The organism is Micromonospora sp. LOL_015 (assembly GCF_048060275.1).
Lineage (GTDB): Bacteria > Actinomycetota > Actinomycetes > Mycobacteriales > Micromonosporaceae > Micromonospora_E.
Window position 1 is genome coordinate 1 of record NZ_JBHMIO010000064.1, and the last position, 18,728, is coordinate 18,728.

13 protein-coding genes are annotated in these 18,728 nt (G+C 73.2%); 12 read left to right on the forward strand and 1 reads right to left on the reverse strand.

Annotation, left to right across the window (positions count from 1 at the left end):
• Positions 1–220: 220 nt before the first annotated feature.
• The 8 genes from ACFHWU_RS26760 to ACFHWU_RS26795 all read left to right on the forward strand — a co-directional run bounded on the left by ACFHWU_RS26760 (position 221) and on the right by ACFHWU_RS26795 (position 10,922).
• The gene (locus ACFHWU_RS26760) at positions 221–922 is read left to right on the forward strand and encodes a response regulator transcription factor (protein ID WP_416552331.1); all 702 of its coding nucleotides are present in this window, start codon (positions 221–223) and stop codon (positions 920–922) included.
• Complete coding sequence (locus tag ACFHWU_RS26765) at positions 919–2,535, forward strand: sensor histidine kinase (protein ID WP_416552332.1); 1,617 nt, start codon at positions 919–921, stop codon at positions 2,533–2,535. The genes ACFHWU_RS26760 and ACFHWU_RS26765 overlap by 4 nt, the downstream gene beginning before the upstream one ends.
• Before the next feature lie 62 nt (positions 2,536–2,597).
• A complete protein-coding gene (locus ACFHWU_RS26770; protein WP_416591980.1) occupies positions 2,598–4,145 on the forward strand; it encodes a trypsin-like peptidase domain-containing protein in 1,548 nt (515 codons plus the stop codon).
• Between the two features lie 102 nt (positions 4,146–4,247).
• Positions 4,248–4,703 carry an SRPBCC family protein gene (locus ACFHWU_RS26775; RefSeq protein ID WP_416552334.1) on the forward strand — a complete coding sequence of 152 codons (456 nt, stop codon included), beginning with the start codon at positions 4,248–4,250 and terminating at the stop codon, positions 4,701–4,703.
• 127 nt (positions 4,704–4,830) lie between these two features.
• Positions 4,831–8,292 carry a cyclic nucleotide-binding protein gene (locus ACFHWU_RS26780; RefSeq protein WP_416591981.1) on the forward strand — a complete coding sequence of 1,154 codons (3,462 nt, stop codon included), beginning with the start codon at positions 4,831–4,833 and terminating at the stop codon, positions 8,290–8,292.
• A gap of 103 nt (positions 8,293–8,395) precedes the next feature.
• Complete coding sequence (locus tag ACFHWU_RS26785) at positions 8,396–8,551, forward strand: hypothetical protein (RefSeq protein WP_416552336.1); 156 nt, start codon at positions 8,396–8,398, stop codon at positions 8,549–8,551.
• Positions 8,552–8,636: 85 nt separating this feature from the next.
• Positions 8,637–9,452 (forward strand): hypothetical protein, encoded by an 816-nt coding sequence (locus ACFHWU_RS26790; RefSeq protein WP_416552337.1) that lies wholly within the window; start codon positions 8,637–8,639, stop codon positions 9,450–9,452.
• A gap of 99 nt (positions 9,453–9,551) precedes the next feature.
• On the forward strand, positions 9,552–10,922 hold the full coding sequence (locus ACFHWU_RS26795; RefSeq protein WP_416591982.1) for an ABC transporter ATP-binding protein: 1,371 nt from the start codon (positions 9,552–9,554) through the stop codon (positions 10,920–10,922).
• 43 nt (positions 10,923–10,965) lie between these two features.
• Here the strand turns inward: ACFHWU_RS26795 and ACFHWU_RS26800 are convergent, their stop codons facing one another.
• The gene (locus tag ACFHWU_RS26800) at positions 10,966–12,477 is read right to left on the reverse strand and encodes a serine/threonine-protein kinase (protein ID WP_416591983.1); all 1,512 of its coding nucleotides are present in this window, start codon (positions 12,475–12,477) and stop codon (positions 10,966–10,968) included.
• A gap of 203 nt (positions 12,478–12,680) precedes the next feature.
• Here ACFHWU_RS26800 and ACFHWU_RS26805 point away from each other — a divergent pair, with 203 nt between their 5' ends.
• From ACFHWU_RS26805 to ACFHWU_RS26820, 4 genes are all read left to right on the forward strand, one after another.
• Positions 12,681–13,517, forward strand: a complete 837-nt coding sequence (locus ACFHWU_RS26805; protein ID WP_416552340.1) for a patatin-like phospholipase family protein — start codon at positions 12,681–12,683, stop codon at positions 13,515–13,517.
• Positions 13,517–14,539 carry a 1-acyl-sn-glycerol-3-phosphate acyltransferase gene (locus tag ACFHWU_RS26810; protein WP_416552341.1) on the forward strand — a complete coding sequence of 341 codons (1,023 nt, stop codon included), beginning with the start codon at positions 13,517–13,519 and terminating at the stop codon, positions 14,537–14,539. The genes ACFHWU_RS26805 and ACFHWU_RS26810 overlap by 1 nt, the downstream gene beginning before the upstream one ends.
• 10 nt (positions 14,540–14,549) lie before the next feature.
• On the forward strand, positions 14,550–14,870 hold the full coding sequence (gene cutA, locus ACFHWU_RS26815) for a divalent-cation tolerance protein CutA (protein WP_123605207.1): 321 nt from the start codon (positions 14,550–14,552) through the stop codon (positions 14,868–14,870).
• Positions 14,871–14,994: 124 nt separating this feature from the next.
• Positions 14,995–18,492, forward strand: coding sequence for an SCO7613 C-terminal domain-containing membrane protein (locus ACFHWU_RS26820; protein WP_416552342.1), 3,498 nt, complete (start codon positions 14,995–14,997; stop codon positions 18,490–18,492).
• The last annotated feature ends 236 nt before the right edge of the window (positions 18,493–18,728 follow it).

The following is an 18,728-nucleotide window of genomic DNA, read 5'->3' on the forward strand; positions in this document are numbered from 1 at the left end:
AGCCCAAACCGGCGGACGAACCCCGCCTCGCCGCTTGACACAACCCATAGGGACACCCCCCTGCCCACCGTGCCCGCCGCCGGCCGGTTGACCCGGCACCGACCCGCTCCGCCCTCGACCTCATCGGCTGAGGTCACTCGTCCCGGACATCGAGTTCACTCTCAGCTGATTGTCAGCGGCTCCCCAGGCCGAACCCAGACCGATCCGGGATGATGCGGTCATGATCGCATCGCAGACCGAGGCGAAGCTGCTCGTCGTCGAGGACGACCCGAACATCCTCGAACTGCTCTCCGCCAGTCTGCGGTTCGCCGGATTCGACATCACCACCGCGACCAGCGGCAGCGCCGCGCTGAACGCCGCCCGCGAGCGCCGGCCCGACCTCGTGGTGCTTGACGTCATGCTGCCCGACCTGGACGGCTTCGAGGTGATTCGGATGATGCGGGAGGCCGGCACCCGTACCCCGGTGGTCTTCCTCACTGCGCGGGACGCCACCGACGACAAGATCCGCGGGCTGACTCTCGGCGGCGACGACTACGTCACCAAGCCCTTCTCACTGGAGGAGCTGACCGCCCGGATCCGGGCGGTGCTGCGGCGTACCAGCAACGGCGGTCAGACCTCCTCCCGGCTCACCTTCGCAGACCTGGAACTGGACGAGGAGACCCACGAGGTCTACCGGGCGGGCAACCGGGTGCAGCTGTCACCGACCGAGTTCAAGCTGCTGCGCTACCTGATGCTCAACGCCAACCGGGTGCTGTCCAAGGCGCAGATTCTCGACCACGTGTGGAACTATGACTTCCGGGGCGACGACAACATCGTCGAGTCCTACATCTCATACCTGCGCCGCAAGATCGACAACACTCAGCCCCGGCTCATCCACACCCTGCGTGGCGTCGGCTACGTGCTGCGCAAACCAGCGGCGTGAACAGGCCGACGCTGGCGCCCGCCCCGGTGACGGGCTGGCTGCGCGGCGTACCGCTGCGGGTCAAGCTGGTCACGTCGGTGCTCAGCCTGGTCCTCACCGCGCTGCTGGTGATTAGCGTGAGCAGCGCATTCTTCCTGCGCAGCTACCTGGTCGACCAGATCGACACGGACCTGCGCGACTACGTCACGGGCCTGCGCGACGAGGTGAGCAAGGCGCAACGCCTGCCGGTGTGGGACCAGCGCGCCTCGGTCACCGCCCCGCTGCCGACCAACTACCTGGTGGTCGTCTCGTACCAGGACGGCCCGCTCGGCGGGCCCTACTACGACGACGACCGGATCGCCACCGGCGAGCTGCCACGCTGGCCGGCCGACTGGGACGGCTTCGCCGCGCTGCAGGGCGAGCCGAAGAGCGTGTACGCCCGCAACGGCGCCCTACGCTGGCGGATGCTCTACGCGTCGCTGCCCACCGGCGACGTCATCGCGGTCGGGCAGAGCCTCGTCGACGTCGACCGGGCGGTCAGCCGGCTGGTCTGGATCGACATCCTGGTCGGCATCGGAGTGGTGACGCTGCTGGCGCTGGCCGGCGCCGCGATCGTACGGACCAACCTGCGGCCGCTGGTCGAGATCGAGCAGACCGCGGCGGCCATCGCCGCCGGTGACCTGAGCCGGCGGGTGCCCGACCCGGAGCCGGGCGCGCACGTGCCGCAGACCGAGCTGGGCCGGCTGTCCCGCACGCTCAACGCGATGCTGACCCAGATCGAGGCGGCGTTCACCGCGCGGGCGAGCTCCGAGTGGGCGGCCCGGATGGCCGAGGCGTCGGCCCGGGAAGCTGCCGTCGCGGCCCAGTCCTCGGAGACCCGGGCCCGCCGGTCCGAGGAGCGGATGCGCCAGTTCGTCGCCGACGCCTCGCACGAGCTGCGTACCCCGTTGACCACCATCCGCGGCTTCGCCGAGCTGTACCGGCAGGGGGCCGCCGCCGCGTCGCCGCAGGAAGCGGGCCGGCTGGTCCGCCGGATCGAAGACGAGGCGGCCCGGATGGGCCTGCTGGTGGAGGACCTGCTGCTGCTGGCCCGCCTCGACCGGGAACGCCCGTTGGATCTGGCGCCGGTCGAGCTGCCGGTGCTGGCCAGCGACGCGGTGCAGGCGGCCCGGGCGGTCGACCCGCAGCGCCGGGTGGAGCTGGACATCGGGCCCGGTGCCGGCCGGCTGGTGGTGCTGGGCGACGACGCCCGGCTGCGTCAGGTGATCGGCAACCTGATGACCAACGCGATCAACCACACCCCGGCCGACACGCCGGTCACGCTGCGGTTGCGGGCCACCGAGCCGGGGTTCGCCACGGTCGAGGTGGCCGACGAGGGGCCCGGTCTCACCCCGGAGCAGTCCGAACGGGTCTTCGAGCGGTTCTACCGGGCCGACGCCGCCCGTACCCGCAGCACGGAGCGGCCGACCGGCACCGGACTCGGGCTGGCGATCGTCGCCGCCCTCGTCGTCGCCCACTCGGGCACCGTCGAGGTGCACAGCGAGCCCGGTCAGGGTGCCACCTTCCGGGTCCGGCTCCCGCTGGCCGACACCAACCTCGTCGATTCCGAACCCATCGACGGCAGCGAATCATGATTTTCAGCAAAGCCTCAGCCGCAGATCAGGTGCGTCAAAGTGCCGGGGGGCAATCTGAATACATGAGCGAGCACGAGACCACGCCGCCGGCGGAGCCGTCGGACAAGGCTCAACCGCCGGCCAGCCCTTGGCAGGCCCCTGCCGAGTCGGGCCAGCCCGACCCGGCCACCGGTCGTTCGTCCACCGACTGGACGCCGACCAACCAGCCGTACGCCGGCTCACCCGTGCCGGCCCAGCCCGCGCCCACCTCACCCGCGCCGGCCCAGCCCGCGCCCACCTCACCCGCAGCTGAGGCGCCCGCGTCCGCGACTCCCGCGTCGGCGCAGCCGGTCACCGGGCCGCCGCTCAGCGGCCAGCCGCAGCCCGGCCCGTACGCCCCCGGCTACGCCCAGGTGCCGTACGGGCACGGCCAGCACGGGCAGTGGAGCCATGGCCAGCCGTACGCCGGCCACGGCTACAGCCAGCCGCACGTCAGCTGGTCGCCGCCGCCCGGTGCCGCCGCCCAGGCCGCCACCCAGCGGCCGAACCGGGTCGGTCGGATCGTCGCCGGCTCGGCGGTCGTCCTCGCCCTGATGCTCGGCTCCGGTGCGGTCGGCGGTGCGGTAGTGGCCGCCTTCGACAACGGCAGCGCGGCGCCGGCGGTGCAGACCGGCAGCAACGGCGGGGGCAGCAACGGCGGGGGCAGCGCGGCACCGGTGATCGACCGCTCGTCGCTCGCCGAGATCGCCGACGCCGTCCAGGACAGCGTGGTGTCGATCTCCACCGGCTCCGGTGAAGGCTCGGGTGTGGTGCTCAACGCCGAAGGCTTCATCCTGACCAACAACCACGTCGTCGAGTCGGCGCGCGGCGGATCGGTCACCGTGTACTTCGCCGACGGCGGCTCCGGGTCCGGCAGCGTGGTCGGCACCGACGCGCGCACCGACCTGGCCGTGGTCAAGGTCGACGACGTGGACGGGCTGTCCCCGGCGACCCTGGGCGACAGCAGCACGATGCGGGTCGGCGACACCGTACTGGCCCTGGGCAGCCCGCTGGGTCTGCAGGGTTCGGTGACCGCCGGGATCATCAGCGCGCAGGACCGCACCATCTCGGTGGGTGGCGGCCAGCAGCAGAGCCCGTTCGGCGGCGGCGGTCAGGTCAGCTCGATGTCCGGGCTGCTCCAGACCGACGCCCCGATCAACCCGGGGAACTCCGGTGGCGCCCTGGTCAACACCAACGGTGAGGTGATCGGCATCAACACCGCGATCGCCACCTCCGGGCAGGGCGAGGGCAACATCGGGGTCGGCTTCGCGATCCCCAGCAACAAGGCCAAGGACGTGGCCGAAGCGCTGATGGCCGGCGAGGAGGTCAGCCACCCGTATCTCGGGGTGAGTGTGACCGCCGCCGACGAAGGCGGCGCGTTGATCGCGGCGGTCGAGGACGGCAGCCCGGCCGACCAGGCCGGCCTGGCCCAGGGCGACGTGGTCGTGCAGATCGGCGACACCCCGGTCAACGACTCGGATGATCTTGTCGCGGCGGTGCAGTCCGGCCAGGTAGGGGAGCAGATTGAGATCACCTACGAGCGCGACGGCGAGGCGCGGACCGCCTCCGCCACCCTCGTCGACGCGCCGTGACCGCGACATGACGACAGGTTGACTTGCCTCCCCAGAGAGAGCGGCGGGTGGTGTGACCAAGGGGGTTGGTCACACCACCCGCCGTTCGCTACCGTCCCTGGCGTGCGCACCGAGACCTTCACCGACCGGTTCACCGTCGCGGCGGCACCGGACCGGGTGCACGCCCACCTGGCCGACCCGGCCAACCACGTCGGGCTTTCGCCGCTGATCGTCGCGGTCCGTGACATCGAGCGGAGCGCCGACGCCGACGGCCACATCGTGCTGCGGTACGTCGCGGTGGAGCGGTTCAAGATCGTCGGGCCGCTGCGGTACGACAACATCCTGCACGTCCGGCAGACCGAGACCGATCCGGGTCGTCGGCTCGTGATGCAGGTACGCAGCCCGGCGCGGGTGTCGGTGCGATTCGTGATGGAGACCGAGCCCGACGGCACCGGATCGGCGGTCACCGTCACTGTCAGTCTCACCATGCCGACCCTGCTGCGCTCCTATGTGGTGCGAACGGCCAGGCGGGTGCAGATGTTCCGGGCCCGTACCCTGGCCGAAAGGATGAGCGGCTGACCCCGGCGTAGTCGATCGACGAGACTTCTTCCGCACGACATGCTGTGCGAAAGCGGTCGAGCAGTCGCGTGCGGTCGACAAGGCGGTCTAACCTGCAGCCGCGAGTAGCGGCAGAGGAGCAGGCACAGTGACGGTCGCCGAGACCAGGATGAGCGTGTGGGAGGCCCTGGCCGGGCGGGCGCCGGGGCAACCGGTCGCCCCAGCCGACTCCGGCCTGTGGGACGCCGTCGTCGAACGGCTCAACCCGGCCCGGGCCCGGCCGGTGCTGCGGCCCGGCATCGAGCACGTCGAATTGACCTCGGTACGCGGGATGCCGTACGTGATGCTCCGTTCGCCGGACGGTCGCGGCGGTGCCTGCTACCTGCGGCTGGCTCCGGACGAGTGGCGGCTCGCCCAGCTGATGGACGGCAGCCGTACGGTGGCCCGGCTGGTCGCCGAGTTCGCCCGGATCGCCGGCCGGCTCGCCCCCGACCAGGTCACCCGGGTCGTCGCCGACCTGGCCGGCAACCGGATGCTCGCCGAGTTGCCGGTCGACGCGTTCCGCCCGCTGGCGCGGGTGCATCGCAGGCCGTGGCCGCTGCGGTTCGGTCGCACCCTGCTGGCCGTGGCCCAAGGCCGGCGGACCGTGCTGGCCGACGTCGATCCGCTGGTCGGCGCCCTCTACCGGGGCGGCGGTCGGTTCCTGTTCACCCGGCTGGCGGCGGTGCTGCTGGCCGTCGTCGCGCTGGTCGGGTTCGCCGCGTTCTGCTGGACCTGGTGGCGCGGCGAGCAGGCGGTCTTCCTCACCAGCGGGTCGTACGCGGCCGGGGCGGCGGTGCTGCTCGGGTTGAACGTCGTCGCCCTCGCCTGCCACGAACTCGGCCACGCCCTGGCCACCAAACACGCCGGCCGCCGGGTGCCGGCCGCCGGGTTCCTCATCTACTTCGGTATCCCGTCGGTCTTCGTCGACACCACCGACGTCTGGCTGGCCGGCCGCCGCCAGCGGCTGATCACCACCGCCGCCGGGCCAGCCGCCGGTCTGGTACTGGCCGGCGTCGCCGGCATCGTCGGGCTGATCTTTCCGGCCGCCGCGCCGTGGACGTTCAAACTCGCCTTCGCCTGGTACCTCAACGCCCTGTTCAACCTCAATCCGTTCCTTGCTCTTGACGGCTACTACCTGTTGATGGACTGGCTGGAGATCCCGAACCTGCGTACCCGTGGCCTGGCCTACGTCGTCGGCCGGCTGCGCCGGCGCGGCCCGCGCTGGTCGGTGCTGGACCGGGAGGGCCGGCTGGTCGCCCTGTACGGGATGCTCGCCGTGCTCTGGGTGGTCATCGCGGTGAACCTGTTCTGGCGGATCTGGACCGACCGGGTCGCCGGTCTGGTCCTCGGCCTGTGGCGGTCCGGCTGGCCGGCCCGACTGCTGCTCGCCGCGGTGGTCGCCGGTCTCGCCGCCCCGCTGGTCTACCTGGCGGCCGGCTGGCTCGCCCGGCGCTGGCGGCGGCTGCGCGGCGCGTTCGCCGAGCGGCGGCACGCCAGCGACACCCCACGGCGGCTGGACGCGCTGCGCGCCAGCGCGCTGCGGACGCTGCCGGCCAGTGCGTTGAACCGGCTCGCCGCCCAGGCACGCTGGGTGCACCCGCGTACCGGTCAGCAACTCGTCGCCGCCGGCGCCGCCCAGCCCGCGGTCTACGTCGTGGTCGACGGCGCGGTGGAGGGTCGCGCGCCCGGCGACCCGGCCGGCACGGTCCGGCAGCGGCTCGGACCGGGCGGTCTGGTCGGTCTGGCCAGCGCCCTGACCGGTACGCCGGCCACGCTCACCTGGCGTACCGCCGGTACGACGCTGCTGGCGGTGCCGCCGACTGCGGTCGCCACGGTCGTCGGCCCGCTGCCCGGTCCGCCGCCGGCCGATCGGACCGCCGCCGAGTCGCTGTTCGCCGAGACCCCCGCGCTGTCCGGGCTGACCCCGGAGGACCGGCTGGGGCTGGTGTCCCGGGCCCGGCCGGTGGCGTTGCCGCCCGGCGCGCCGGTCCAGCTGTCCGACCCGTACGACGCGGTGGTCCTCGAGTCGGGTGTGATCGCCCTGATGGACGGCATCGAACTGCGCCGGGGCACGATGATCGGCCCGGTCGGTGCCGACCCGCCGGACGTGGTCGCGACCACCCGTACGCAGACCCGGCTGTGGCAGTTGCCGGCAGTCGCCGGGCTGCCGATGCTGCTCGGCGCGGCACCGTCGCAGGTGGCTGATGCCGCCGCGGCGACGGTCCGCGGCGCTCCGCCGACCAGCGGCGTGCATCCGCCTGCCGACTATCCGCCGCTGGCCGCCCCACCCGGCCCACCACCACCGGGGAGCGACGACGACCGGGTGGACCGACGGTTCGAGCGCCGGCTGTGGTGGCTGGTGCTGCTCCTGCTGCTGTTCGCGTTGCTGATCAGCGGCAGCAATCTGACGCCCGGACCGGCCTGGGCAGAGATGCCGACCGATCGGGCGCTGCTGCGGGCCGAGCGGGGCACCGTCGAGGTGCGCACCGCCGGGGGGCGTCTGCTGACGTTGCGCGACGGTGCGGCGGCCTACGTCTCCGAAGGAGACCGGATCGAAGTAGCCGACCGGTCGACCGGCGAACTCGTCTTCCGTGGTGGTGCCGCCACGGTGCTCTGCGCCTGGGTCGAAGCGGAGGTGGGGGCGCTGTGGAGCGACGGTACCCGGCCGGTCGCGCCGAGCGGGGAGCTGATCCTGGATCGGGGCCGGATCCTGGCCGATACCGCCAGCGTCTCCGGTGCCTTCCGGCCGTTGGCGATGACCGTGATCAGCCAGGACGCGGTACTGGCGAACCGGGGCGAGGCCTGGTTCGCGGTGAACGCCGGAGCGGCCCGGGTGTCGCTCGGCGAGGTGCGGCGCAACGGGGTGTCCCTGCGGACTACCGGGGAGCAGCTCGGCTGCGGTGACGGCCGGGTGGTCGATCCGCCCGGCGGTACGCCGAGCGCTCCCGCTCCGGGCGCCACCAGCGGATCGCCGACCGTCCAGAGCCCGTCGCCGGATCTCTCCGCGACCGGCCAGCCGACGCCGGCCCCGGCGCCGAACCCCGGCGTGACTCGCCAGCCGCAGCCGCAGCCGACTATTCCGGCCGCGCCGCCGAGCCCACCCGGCCCGCCGCCGACCAGCGCCCCGCCGCCGACCACGGCAGCGCCGACGACCGGTACGCCGACCAGCGAACCACCGCCGACCACCGTGCCGCCGACCAGCGAACCACCGCCGACCACCGCGCCACCCCCGAACGAACCCCCGACCATTTTCTGGGAGGTTCAGCCGCAGGGCCGGATCACCCAGCTGGTCAACAACGAACCCTGCAGCGATCACCCGACCAGCGTGCGCTGGATGGTCGTGGTCTCCGACGACTCACCCGACGGGCTGACCGTCGTCGCGAGGCAGAGCGGACCAGTGGAGAGGACGGAGACCTTCAGCGGCGCCGGGACACACAGCGGCTCCATCGGCCCGGTGGCCAGCCGGCAGGGCGCCGGAGGGACCGTGACGATCACGGTCACCGTCACGGACAGCGGAGGACTCAGCCGCCAGGTGGAGAGCAAGGTAGAGGTCGTCGATTGCGGGTGAACCCGGCGTTGTGACGTAGACATCGACCCGAGCGGAGATACAGGTGCTTTGTTGGTTCTGCCCGAAGGCGGCCAGGGGTGGCTGCCGGTTCTGCGGTCGAGGCGTGTGTGAGGACCACGCCCGCTTCGGTCCGTATCTGCTGGAGGTGCACCGGTCGGAGCACCGGGGACGGGCGGAGGGCCTGGTTGTCGAGGACGCGTTGCAGTGCGGCGCCTGCCGACCCAGGCCGCAGCCGGTGCCGATGCCGGAGCTGGACTGATCGCGGAGGAATCGGGTCACCGTCGGCCTCGTGGCTGATCGTTGGCCCGGACTACCCTGGAGCGATATCGACGAGGGGACCGGTGATGAGTGACTTCGACATCGCGCTCGAACGCCTACTGACCGATCCTGGATTCGCCGCCGCGCTGGCAGCCGACCCGACGGCGGCGCTCGCCGGTTATCAGCTCACCGTCGAGGAGCAGGAACTGCTGCGGACCCAGATAGGCGGTGTCGCGGGCGGCCCGACGGCGGCGGTGGAGACGCGGGCGAACCAGTCCAGCGCGTTCGGGCTGCTGAGCCCGTTGACCGGAATGATGGGTGGCTTCGGCGACATCGGCGCGGCGGCCGGTGCCGTCGACGAGGCTCTCGGCTCTGCCGGTGCGCAGAGCGGCTTCGGTTCGGCTGGAGCGCAGAGTGGTTTCGGCTCTGCCGGTGCGCAGAGCGGCTTCGGCCCGGCCGGGGCGGACAGCGACTTCGGGGCACGGCCGGAGGCTGCCGGTCCGCCGGTGCCGGACCGGTCCGCTGGGTTCGGCACGGCACCCCAGCCGGTCGAGCCAGCGGTGCCGGAGGACTACCGGACCCGGGTGGACGTCGACGGCGACGGCGAGTGGGACCGGCACATGGTCCGAGGACGGGCGGACGGCGGGGTGGACATCCTGGTCGACCGGGACGGCGACGGCCGGGTCGACTTCGTCGGCCGGGACGACGACGCCGACGGTCTGGTCGACTCCGCGGCGTACGACACCGACGGTGACGGGTTCTTCGAACAGACCCACTACGACGACGACGGCGACGGGTGGCTCGACCGCAGCGTCACCAACCAGCCGCCCAGCACCGAACCGCCCCCGGTCGGTGGCGGGCTGATCGGCGACAACCTACAGCTTCCCGAGGAACTGCGCTGACCTCCCCGCCGACCGCTCACCGGCGGTCGCGGGCCGCCCGTCGACAGGGGCTGGCGTCGATGGCCGCTGGGCCTGACGATGGGGTCAGGAGGTGATCGCGTGGTCGCCATCGCCACCGACCGGCTGACGAAGGTCTTCGACGACGGCACTGTCGCAGTCGACGGGGTGAGTCTCGCCGTCCCGTCCGGCCAGTTCCTGGTGTTGCTCGGGCCGACCGGGTGCGGGAAGTCGACAATCCTGCGGCTGGTCGCCGGCCTGGAGACTCCGACGTCCGGGCACGTGCTGATCGACGACCGGGTGGTGGACGGCTGGTCGGCGCAGCGACGACAGGTGTCCATGGTGTTCCAGGACCATGCGCTGTACCCGCACCTGACGGTCGCCCAGAACATCGCCTTTCCGCTGCGTATGGGTCACGGCCCGGCGGTGGAACAGCGGATCCGGCAGGTGGCCGCCGAGCTGGGCATCGCCGAACACCTGCACCGGCAGCCCGCCGTGCTGTCTGGTGGGCAACGTCAGCGGGTCGCCATGGCCCGGGCCATCGTGCGCCAGCCGAAGGCGTTCCTACTGGACGAACCGCTGTCCAATCTGGATGCCGGGCTGCGGGCCGGGCTGCGGGCCGATGTGACGGCGCTGGCCCGCCGGCACGGGGTGACCACCGTCTACGTGACCCACGACCAGACCGAGGCGCTGACGATGGCGGACCAGCTCGCGGTGCTCCGCAAGGGCCGGCTGCAGCAGATCGGGCCGCCGGAGCAGGTGTACGGTGACCCGGCGAACCTGTTCGTCGCGGCGTTCCTCGGCACCCCACGGACCAGCCTGCTGCAGGGGGCGGTCTACGCCGAGCCGGACCGGATGGTGATCGACCTCGGTTCGCAGGTGCTGGAGTTGCCGGTGGGTGACGCCCGGGTGGCCCGGCTGGCCGAGCACCACACCGAGCGGGTGACCGTGGCGTTGCGGGCCGACGCGCTGTACCCCGTACCGCCGACCGGCGCTGACCCGGCGCGGCCCGACGGCCCGGACCCGGCCGGGTCCGACCGGAGGCTGTCGGTCACCCTGCGCGGCACGGTCCGGGCGGTGGAGAACCTCGGCCACGAGGCACTGGCCTGGGTGGACACCGGCGGCCTGCCCACCTCTCCGGCTGAGTCGCAACTGGATCTGCCGGATCCGCAGACCCACCTGGCCGAGCTGCTGGCTGAGGATCCGCCGCCCCGACACCAGCTGCGGGAAACCATCGCCCGGATGATCCCGCAGCAGCGCCGTCCGGACCCGCCGGCGACCGCCCGGACCCGGTACGGTTTCTACCCGGTGTACGAGCCGGATCCATCCGATCCACCGGACGGTGACGGCGATGTCGTGGTCCGGGTGCCGGCGACAGCACCGCCGCGGCCCGGCGAGACGATGACCGTGGCGCTGGACCTGACCCGGCTGCTGCTGTTCGACCGGTCCGGGCACCGCATCCGCCTGCACTGACGCGCCTGTACCGCGACCCGGTCGGTGCCGTGGCTGCCGGCGGTCAGACGGCGGCACCGGCCAACTGGTCCAGTGCCGAGTCCAGCTCGTCGGCGTACGCGTAGGTGATCGCGCCTTCGTCGGCGCGGATCCGCACCTTGCGGCGCAGCTGGTTGACGTCCCGGTCGATGTCGGCGGTGCCGCTGGTCAACGAGGTCCGCAGGTTACGGACCAGGTTTTGCAGGTCGAGGCCGGCGTCGCGGCGGATCGCGCCGTCCGCCAGCCCGTCGTCGATCACCTGACCGAGCAGGGTGATCGCCTCGTCGACGGTCGGAACGACCGGTGCGGTCGCCGCTGGCGCGGTGTCGGTTGCCGCGGGGGTCGGCGCGGCGCCGGTGGCGGGTGCGTCGGTGGGAGGTGCGTCTGCCGACGGCCCTGGCTGCGTCGGCGGGGTGGGACCGGCGGGCGTACCGGCGGACCGCGGTTGCCCGGCGGGCGGCGGATGGTCGCTGCCCGGCCGCCGCAGCACCTCGGGCTGCAGCAGCAGGATCACGGCGACCGCTACGGCGCCGACCACCAGTAGCGTGGCGACCCTGGAATCGAGCCGGCCGACCCGCCGTTGACCGTCGACAGCCGGCGGCCCGGCGTCGGCGGCCGGTGTTTCGGCGTCGGCGGGTGGCGGAGCGTCGGACCCGGCCGCCGCCGGCAGGGTCATCGTCGGCGCGAGCATGGTCGCAGCCTGCGGATCGGCCGGTAGCAACTGGTCCCGCAGCGCGGCGCCGACCTGGTGCGCGGTGGGGCGGCTCAGCGGGTCCCGGGACAGGCAGCGCAGGCAGATCTCGCTGACCGGGGTGGGCAGTCCGGGCACCGTCAGCGGCGGGATCTCCTGATCGAGTGCGCGGTGCAGGTCGTCCCAAGTGTCGGCGGGGTACGGTACCCGGCCGGTGAGGGTCTCGTAGAGCAGGACGCCGAGCGAGTAGACGTCGGCGGCGGGCTGTGCCGGTCGGCCGTCGAGGCGTTCCGGGGCCACGTACGCCGGGGTGCCGAAGGTCTCGCCCTCCTCGTCCTCGTCGGGGGCGCCGATCTGGGTGGCGATACCGAAGTCGAGCACCTTGGCGCCGATCGAGGTCATCATGATGTTCGCCGGAGTGACGTCGCGGTGCACGATGCCCAACCGGTGCGCGGCGGCCAGCGCCTCGGCTACCTGGGCGCAGGTCTCCACCGCCGCCGGCCAGGTCAGCGGGCCGGCGGTGAGCCGGGCGTCCAGCTCCTCACCGGACAGCAGCTCCATCACCACGAACGCGGTGACGGTGCCGTCCGGTGCGACCGCCTCGCCGTAGTCGTGCACCGCGGTCACGTGTGGATGGATCAGCTGGGCGGCGGACCGTGCCTCCTCCCGCACCATGCTGCGGAACCGTGCGTCGGCGGCCAACGACGCGGCGAGCACCTTGACCGCGACCACCCGGTCGAGCACCTCGTCGCGGGCGCGCCAGATGACCGACATGCCGCCGGCACCGATCCGGTCGATGAGACGGTATCTGCGGGCGAGCAGTTCGCCCGCTTGCAGCGATGCCATCGTTGTCGCACCTGCCTGGGGAGTGGAGGTCGTATCAGGCTGCGCGAATTGGCACGTCCTGTCAACGGCACGGTAAACAGGTGAACATTTATCATTTAGCCCGACATGGGCCAGGATTGCCGATGAGCCGGTAATACCGACCGAGCCCGGGCGGTGAGCCGACCCCGACCGGCGGCCATCGGGCCCGTGCCAGGATGAATGCCATGGTCAACGGTCCGGTCGCCTTCGTGCTGGGCGGCGGCGGGGTGCTCGGCGCGGTCGAGGTCGGCATGCTGCGCGCCCTGTTCCGCTCCGGCATCGAGCCCGATCTCGTCGTCGGCACCTCGATCGGGGCCGTCAACGGTGCACTGGTCGCCGCCGACCCCTCCGAGGCGGTCACCCTGCGGCTGGTCCGGCTCTGGGCCTCCCCGGAGGCCAGCGAGGTGTACGGCGACTCGATGGCCCGTCAACTGCGCCGGTTCGCCGCCCGTACCCACCTGCACTCGCCACGGCCACTGCGCCGGCTGCTGGAGGCCGAACTGGGCGACACCACCACCTTCGCCGACCTGGCCGTGCCGTTCCACTGCTGTGCCGCCAGCATTGAACGCGCCGCCGAACACTGGTTCGACGCCGGCCCGGTGGTGCCGGCAGTGCTCGCCTCGGCCGCGGTGCCCGGCCTGCTGCCACCGGCCGAGATCGACGGCGAGCACTTCGTCGACGGCGGGATCGTCAACTCGATCCCGATCGGCAAGGCCGTCGAAGCCGGGGCGAAGCGCGTCTTCGTGCTCCAGGTCGGCCGGATCGAGCGGCCACTCAGCGCGCCCCGGCGGCCCTGGGAGGTCGCCCAGGTCGCCTTCGAGATCGCCCGCCGGCACCGGTTCGCCCGGGAACTGGCGGCGCTCGGCCACGATGTGGAGGTGCACGTACTGCCGACCGGTGGGGGAGAGACACGTGACGACACACCCTGGGCGTACCGGGACATGACTGCTGTCGGCCGACGGATCAGCCGCGCCTACACCGCCTCCCGGCGTTACCTCAAGACCAACGTGGCCGGCTGCTGATGCCGCTGCCACCCCGCTGGGTACGCCGGGCACTGCTCGCCCCGGCCGTACCGCTGCTTGCCGCTGCGGTGCTCACCACGCTGCCGTTCTGGATCTTTCTGGCCGCCGCCGCCTCGCTGCTGGTGCCCGGCCGGCTGCGGGTGTTGCGACTGTTCTGGGTCGCCGTGGTCTATCTGCTGTGGGACACCGCCGCTCTGACCGCCCTATTCGGACTCTGGCTGGCCTCCGGCTGCGGCTGGAAGATCCGCAGCCCGGCCTTTCAACGCGCCCACTACGTGCTGACCGGTTGGTTCCTGACGTTCTTCTTCTGGCACGCCCGTTGGGCGTTGCGGCTGAGTATCGACGTGGTCGGCACCGATCCGGACACCGCGCTGCCCGGCCGTCCCGAACTGGTGGTGTCCCGGCACGCCGGCCCGGGTGACTCGTTCATCCTGATCCACGGCTTGGTCAACTGGTTCGACCGGGAGCCGCGGATCGTGCTCAAGGAGACCCTGCAGTGGGATCCGGCGATCGATGTGCTGCTCAACCGGCTGCCCAACCGGTTCATCGCCCCCGGTGACCGGCGCGCCGAGCCGGTCGAGACCCAGATCGCGCATCTGGCGACCGGACTGGACGCCAACGACGCGTTCGTCATCTTTCCCGAGGGCGGCAACTTCACCCCGGGCCGGCGCAGCCGGGCCATCGAGCGGCTGCACGCGTTGGGACTGCACGGGATGGCGGCCCGCGCCGAGTCGATGCGGCACGTTCTGGCGCCGCGCCCCGGCGGCCTGCTCGCCGCGCTGGACGCGGCCCCGGACGCGGGCGTCATCTTCGTCGCGCACACCGGTTTGGACCGGATGCTGACCGGAGCCGACGTGTGGCGGGAACTGCCGATGGACAAACGGATCGTGATGCGGTTCTGGTCGGTGTCGCCCGAGGAAATCCCGGCCGGCCGTGACGAACGCATCGAGTGGCTCTACGACTGGTGGGCGCGGATCGATTTGTGGATCGAGAAGAACCGCTCGGACACCTTGAGGGCGTAGGGTTCGCTCCGTGGATCAAATCTCCGTTGTGACGACGGTGGTGGATGCCCGTTCGGTCGCCGAGGTGCTTGCCGCTTCTGCGGTTGCCGGCCGGTTCGCCGCCTGCGCCCAGATCGGTGGTCCGGTGGCCAGCACCTACTGGTGGGAAGGCCGGGTGGAGACCACAAAGGAGTGGTCTGTGCAGTTCAAGACCGCCACCGACCGTAGCGACCCACTGGTCACCTATCTGCGCACCGCGCACCCCTACGACGTACCCGAGATCCTGGTCGCCGTCATCGAAGCCGGCAATCCCGATTACGCCCGGTGGGTGTACGACCACACCCGTCCCTGAGTCGTTCCTCAGTCGTCCATTCGTGGTCGGCTGGTCCTGAACCGTCCGTACCCGAGTCGTCCGCTCGGTCGGACTGAGTACCCGCACTCTGTCGGTCACCCGGCCGGGCGACGACGATGCGGTTGTGAGCAGTACCGCGACAGCCCACTACCCGTGCCCAGCCTGCGGCACGCCGGCGAGCCTCGCCGCCGGCTGCCCGGGCTGCGGCCGAGGGCCCGACCCGGTCGCCGCCGAGGTGATCCGGCTCGACGGCGAGATAGCCGGGCTGGCCGCCCGCGTCGAACAGGCCAGGTCCGCGTGGGCCACGCTGAGTGGGCAGTTGCACGCCGCGCAGGTCCGCCGGCAGCAGTTGGCGGTCCGGCTGCAGGCAGCGGTACGGGCGACGACCGTCCAACCGGCCCGGCCAGCCGTCGCGCCGGCCGGTGCGACGGCAGCCCCACCAGCCGGCGGCCCGTCACCACGGCCGGAGACCTCCATCCGTACCGTGCAGACCATTCTCTTCGTCCTCGGTGGACTTCTGCTCGGCACCGCCGCGATCGTCTTCACCGCGGTCGCCTGGGCCAGCGTCGGCGTCGGCGGCCGGGCCGCGATCCTGGCCGGCGTCACCGCCGTACTGCTCGCCCTGCCGCCGCTGGCCACCTGGCGCGGCCTGCGCGGCACTGCCGAGACGTTCGCCGCGCTCGGGTTGCTGCTGGTGTTGCTCGACGGCTACGCCGCTCGCTCCGTCGACCTGTTCGGCGCCGCCGACCTGCCCGCCGCCCGGTACGCCGCCGCCGCGTTCGCCGTCACCGGCCTGGTCGCCGCCGGCTACCACCTGACCACCGGCCTGGCCGCGGCTCGCTTCGCTGCCCTGCTCGCCGCGCAACCCGTGCTGCCGCTGCTCGCCGCCGACCTGCGCGCCGACGCCGCCGGCACCACCCTGTTGCTGCTCGGCACCGCCCTGGGCACCCTGGCGATGATCGCGCTCACCCCGCCGGCCCGGTTGGCGCTGCGGATCACCGGCTGGGTGGCCGTCGGCGTGGCGTTGACCGCCGCCGGGATCACCGCCCTGGCCGCCGTCATCCTCGGCCACCCGTCCGGCGCCCCCGCCCTGGCCGGGTCGCCGCTACTGGCGGTTGCCGCCGTGCTGGTCGTCGCCGGCCGGCTCACCGGCGTACCGGCGCTGCAGGCGATCAGCCTGGCCGGACTGGCACCGGCGGTCACCATCTCCGTCATCCGGGCTGGCACCGAACCGGCACCGTCGCTGACTCTGGCCATCGCCGCCAGCACCGCCGTCGGGCTCGCCCTCGCCGGCCGGTACCTGCGCGGCCGGCTGCCGGCGGTGGTCCGCACCGGGCCATGGGCGGGTGCACTGCTGGTGACCGGGCTGCTCGGGACCGGCATGCTGCTCGCCGCGCTGGTCGTCGGGGTTGCCGGCATTGCGGCGGCCCGCCCGCTGTGGCGGGCCGGCACCGGCCCGGTCGACGCGCCCGGCGACTGGCAGTTGCCGTTCGCCGTCGTCGCGGTCACCGGCGCGCTGATCCTGCTGCTGCCCCGGGTGCTCCGGCCGGTGCTGCTCACCGTCGGTGCCGCCACCGGCCTGCTGACCGTACCGGCGGCGATCCCGGTGCCGTGGTGGGCGGTCGCCGCGAGCGGCCTGGCCGGTGGGGCGGTAGCGGCGGTACGGGCCGCCCGGTCCCGGCATGCCGTCGTCGCGTTGCCCAGCGCGGCCGTCGCCGCCCTGATGACCGGCCACGCGCTGCTGGTCAGCGCCGGCCGACCGGCAGTCGCCACGGCCGCCGTCGCGGTCGTCATCGGCACCGCGCTCGCCGTCGCCGCCGTCGCCCGCCGCGCCGTGCGGCGACCCGAAGCCTGCTGGTGGCAGGCCCCGATCGGCGGCCTCGGCGTCGCCGTCGCGGTGGCCGGCTGGCCCGCCCTCGTCGCGCTCGCCGTCCACACCTTCGACACGTCGGCGGGCTGGCCGGCCCGCGCCGCAGCGGCCGCCGCCATCGGGCTGCCGGTCGCGCTGGTCGCGGTCCGCCGCTGGTGGCCCGGATACCTCTGGTACGCCGGGGCGGCGCTGCCGGTCACCGTCGTCGCCACCCTCGTCGCCCCGGCCGTCGGGGCCGTGCCGTACGTGCCGGGGGAGTCCACCGGCGGGTACGCCGCCGCGGCGGCACTGCTGCTGGCTGTCGCCGCGACCCTCGTCCCCCGTGGCGTACTGCGGCTGCTGCTGACCGGCGTGGCCGCGGCGCTGGTGCTGCCGGCGGCGGTCAGCACCCTGCCGGTGCTGGCGTCGCTGCTGCTCACCCCGTACCGCTGGCTGGACGCCAGCTGGGCCGGCGTACCGGCCGGGACCGGACTCAGCCCGGCGCTGCCGGCCTCGGTCCCCGCCGCCGAGGCGGTCACCCTGGCCGTGCTCGCAGCCGCCGTCACCGTGGCCGTCGTGGCCGGTTACCGGGCGCGGTACGCGATGCCGGCCGGCGGCCCGGTCGCCTTCGTAGCCCTGCTGGCCGCCCTGGCCAGCGCCGGGACGCCGTGGCCGGTGGTGCCGGCACTCAGCCTCGCCGCCGGACTCGTCGGGCTGGTGGTCGCCGCCCGGTCCACCGCCGCGCCGCAGGTGGCGGTCACCCTGCTGGTCGGTGCCCCACTGGCCGGGTCCGGGTTGGCCGGTCTGCTGCCCACCCGGGTCAGCACCCTGACCGCGCTGGCCGCCGTGGTGGCGTGCGCCGCCGGAATCGGCGCGGTGGGTCGCCGTACCCCGGTGCGGGTGGCTGGCGGGATCGTCGCTGTGGTCGCCGGCGGTGTCCTCGCCGCGACCGCCGTGTGCGCCGCTGACCTGCCGGTCCGGGTCGGCGGGTACGCGGTGCTCGCCGTCGCCGCGCTGGCCCTGGTCGTCGGCGCGGTGCTGGCCCTCCGGTCGGCCACCGGGGGCGGACGGGGGCGGGCCGAGTCGATCGGCGTCGAAGTAGCCGGGCACGCCGTCGCCGGTGCGGCCCTGCTGATGACGGTCGGCTCGGCCCGGTACGCCGCCGGGGTATGCACCCTGTGGGGCGTCGTGCTGGGTGCCCGGGTACTGCTGGCAACCGTCCACCCGGTGCCGCTGCGGCCAGGCGGACGGCAGGCGGTGCCGCACCGGCCGTGGGCGCTGGCCATGACGGCCCTGGCCAGCGAGATCATCGCCTGGTGGCTGCTGCTGGCCAGCGAGCAGGTGGCGCTGACCGAGGCGTACACGCTGCCGGTGGCCCTGGCCGCGCTCGGCGTCGGCTGGCTGACCCTGCGCGCCCACCCGCAGCGGTCCAGCTGGCTCGGGTACGCCCCCGGGCTGGCCGCCGCCCTGCTGCCCAGCCTCGGCTCGGTGCTGGTCGCCGACGGTCAGCCGGTGCGCCGGCTGCTGCTCGGGGCCGGGGCGGTGGCGGCGGTGCTGCTCGGTGCGGCGTACCGCCGGCAGGCCCCAGTCATGATCGGCGGTGCGGTGCTGGCGGTCCTCGCGGTGCGGGAGCTCGTCGCCGTCTGGGACCTGCTGCCCCGGTGGAGCTTCCTGGCCGTCGGCGGCCTGGCGTTGATCACTCTGGCGGTCACCTACGAGCGCCGTCGCCGGGATCTGCGCAGATTGCGTACTGTTGTCGGCCGGATGACCTGACCGGGAGGGGGCTAGCGTCACCCGGGTTCCGGGGGCAGACAGGATTACCCCGTGCGGCGGATCCCCGCAGACTGAAAACGCCGCTGGCCCGGCCATCCCCGGCACCGCCAGTACCCCGACACGACCACCCGGGCACGGCCGCCCTGGCGCACGGCCACTACCCAGACACCCGCCACCCCGTTACCTTTTTGATCGTCCCCAGCCGGGGACGGCTCGGTCGCCCGGCTCGGTATGAC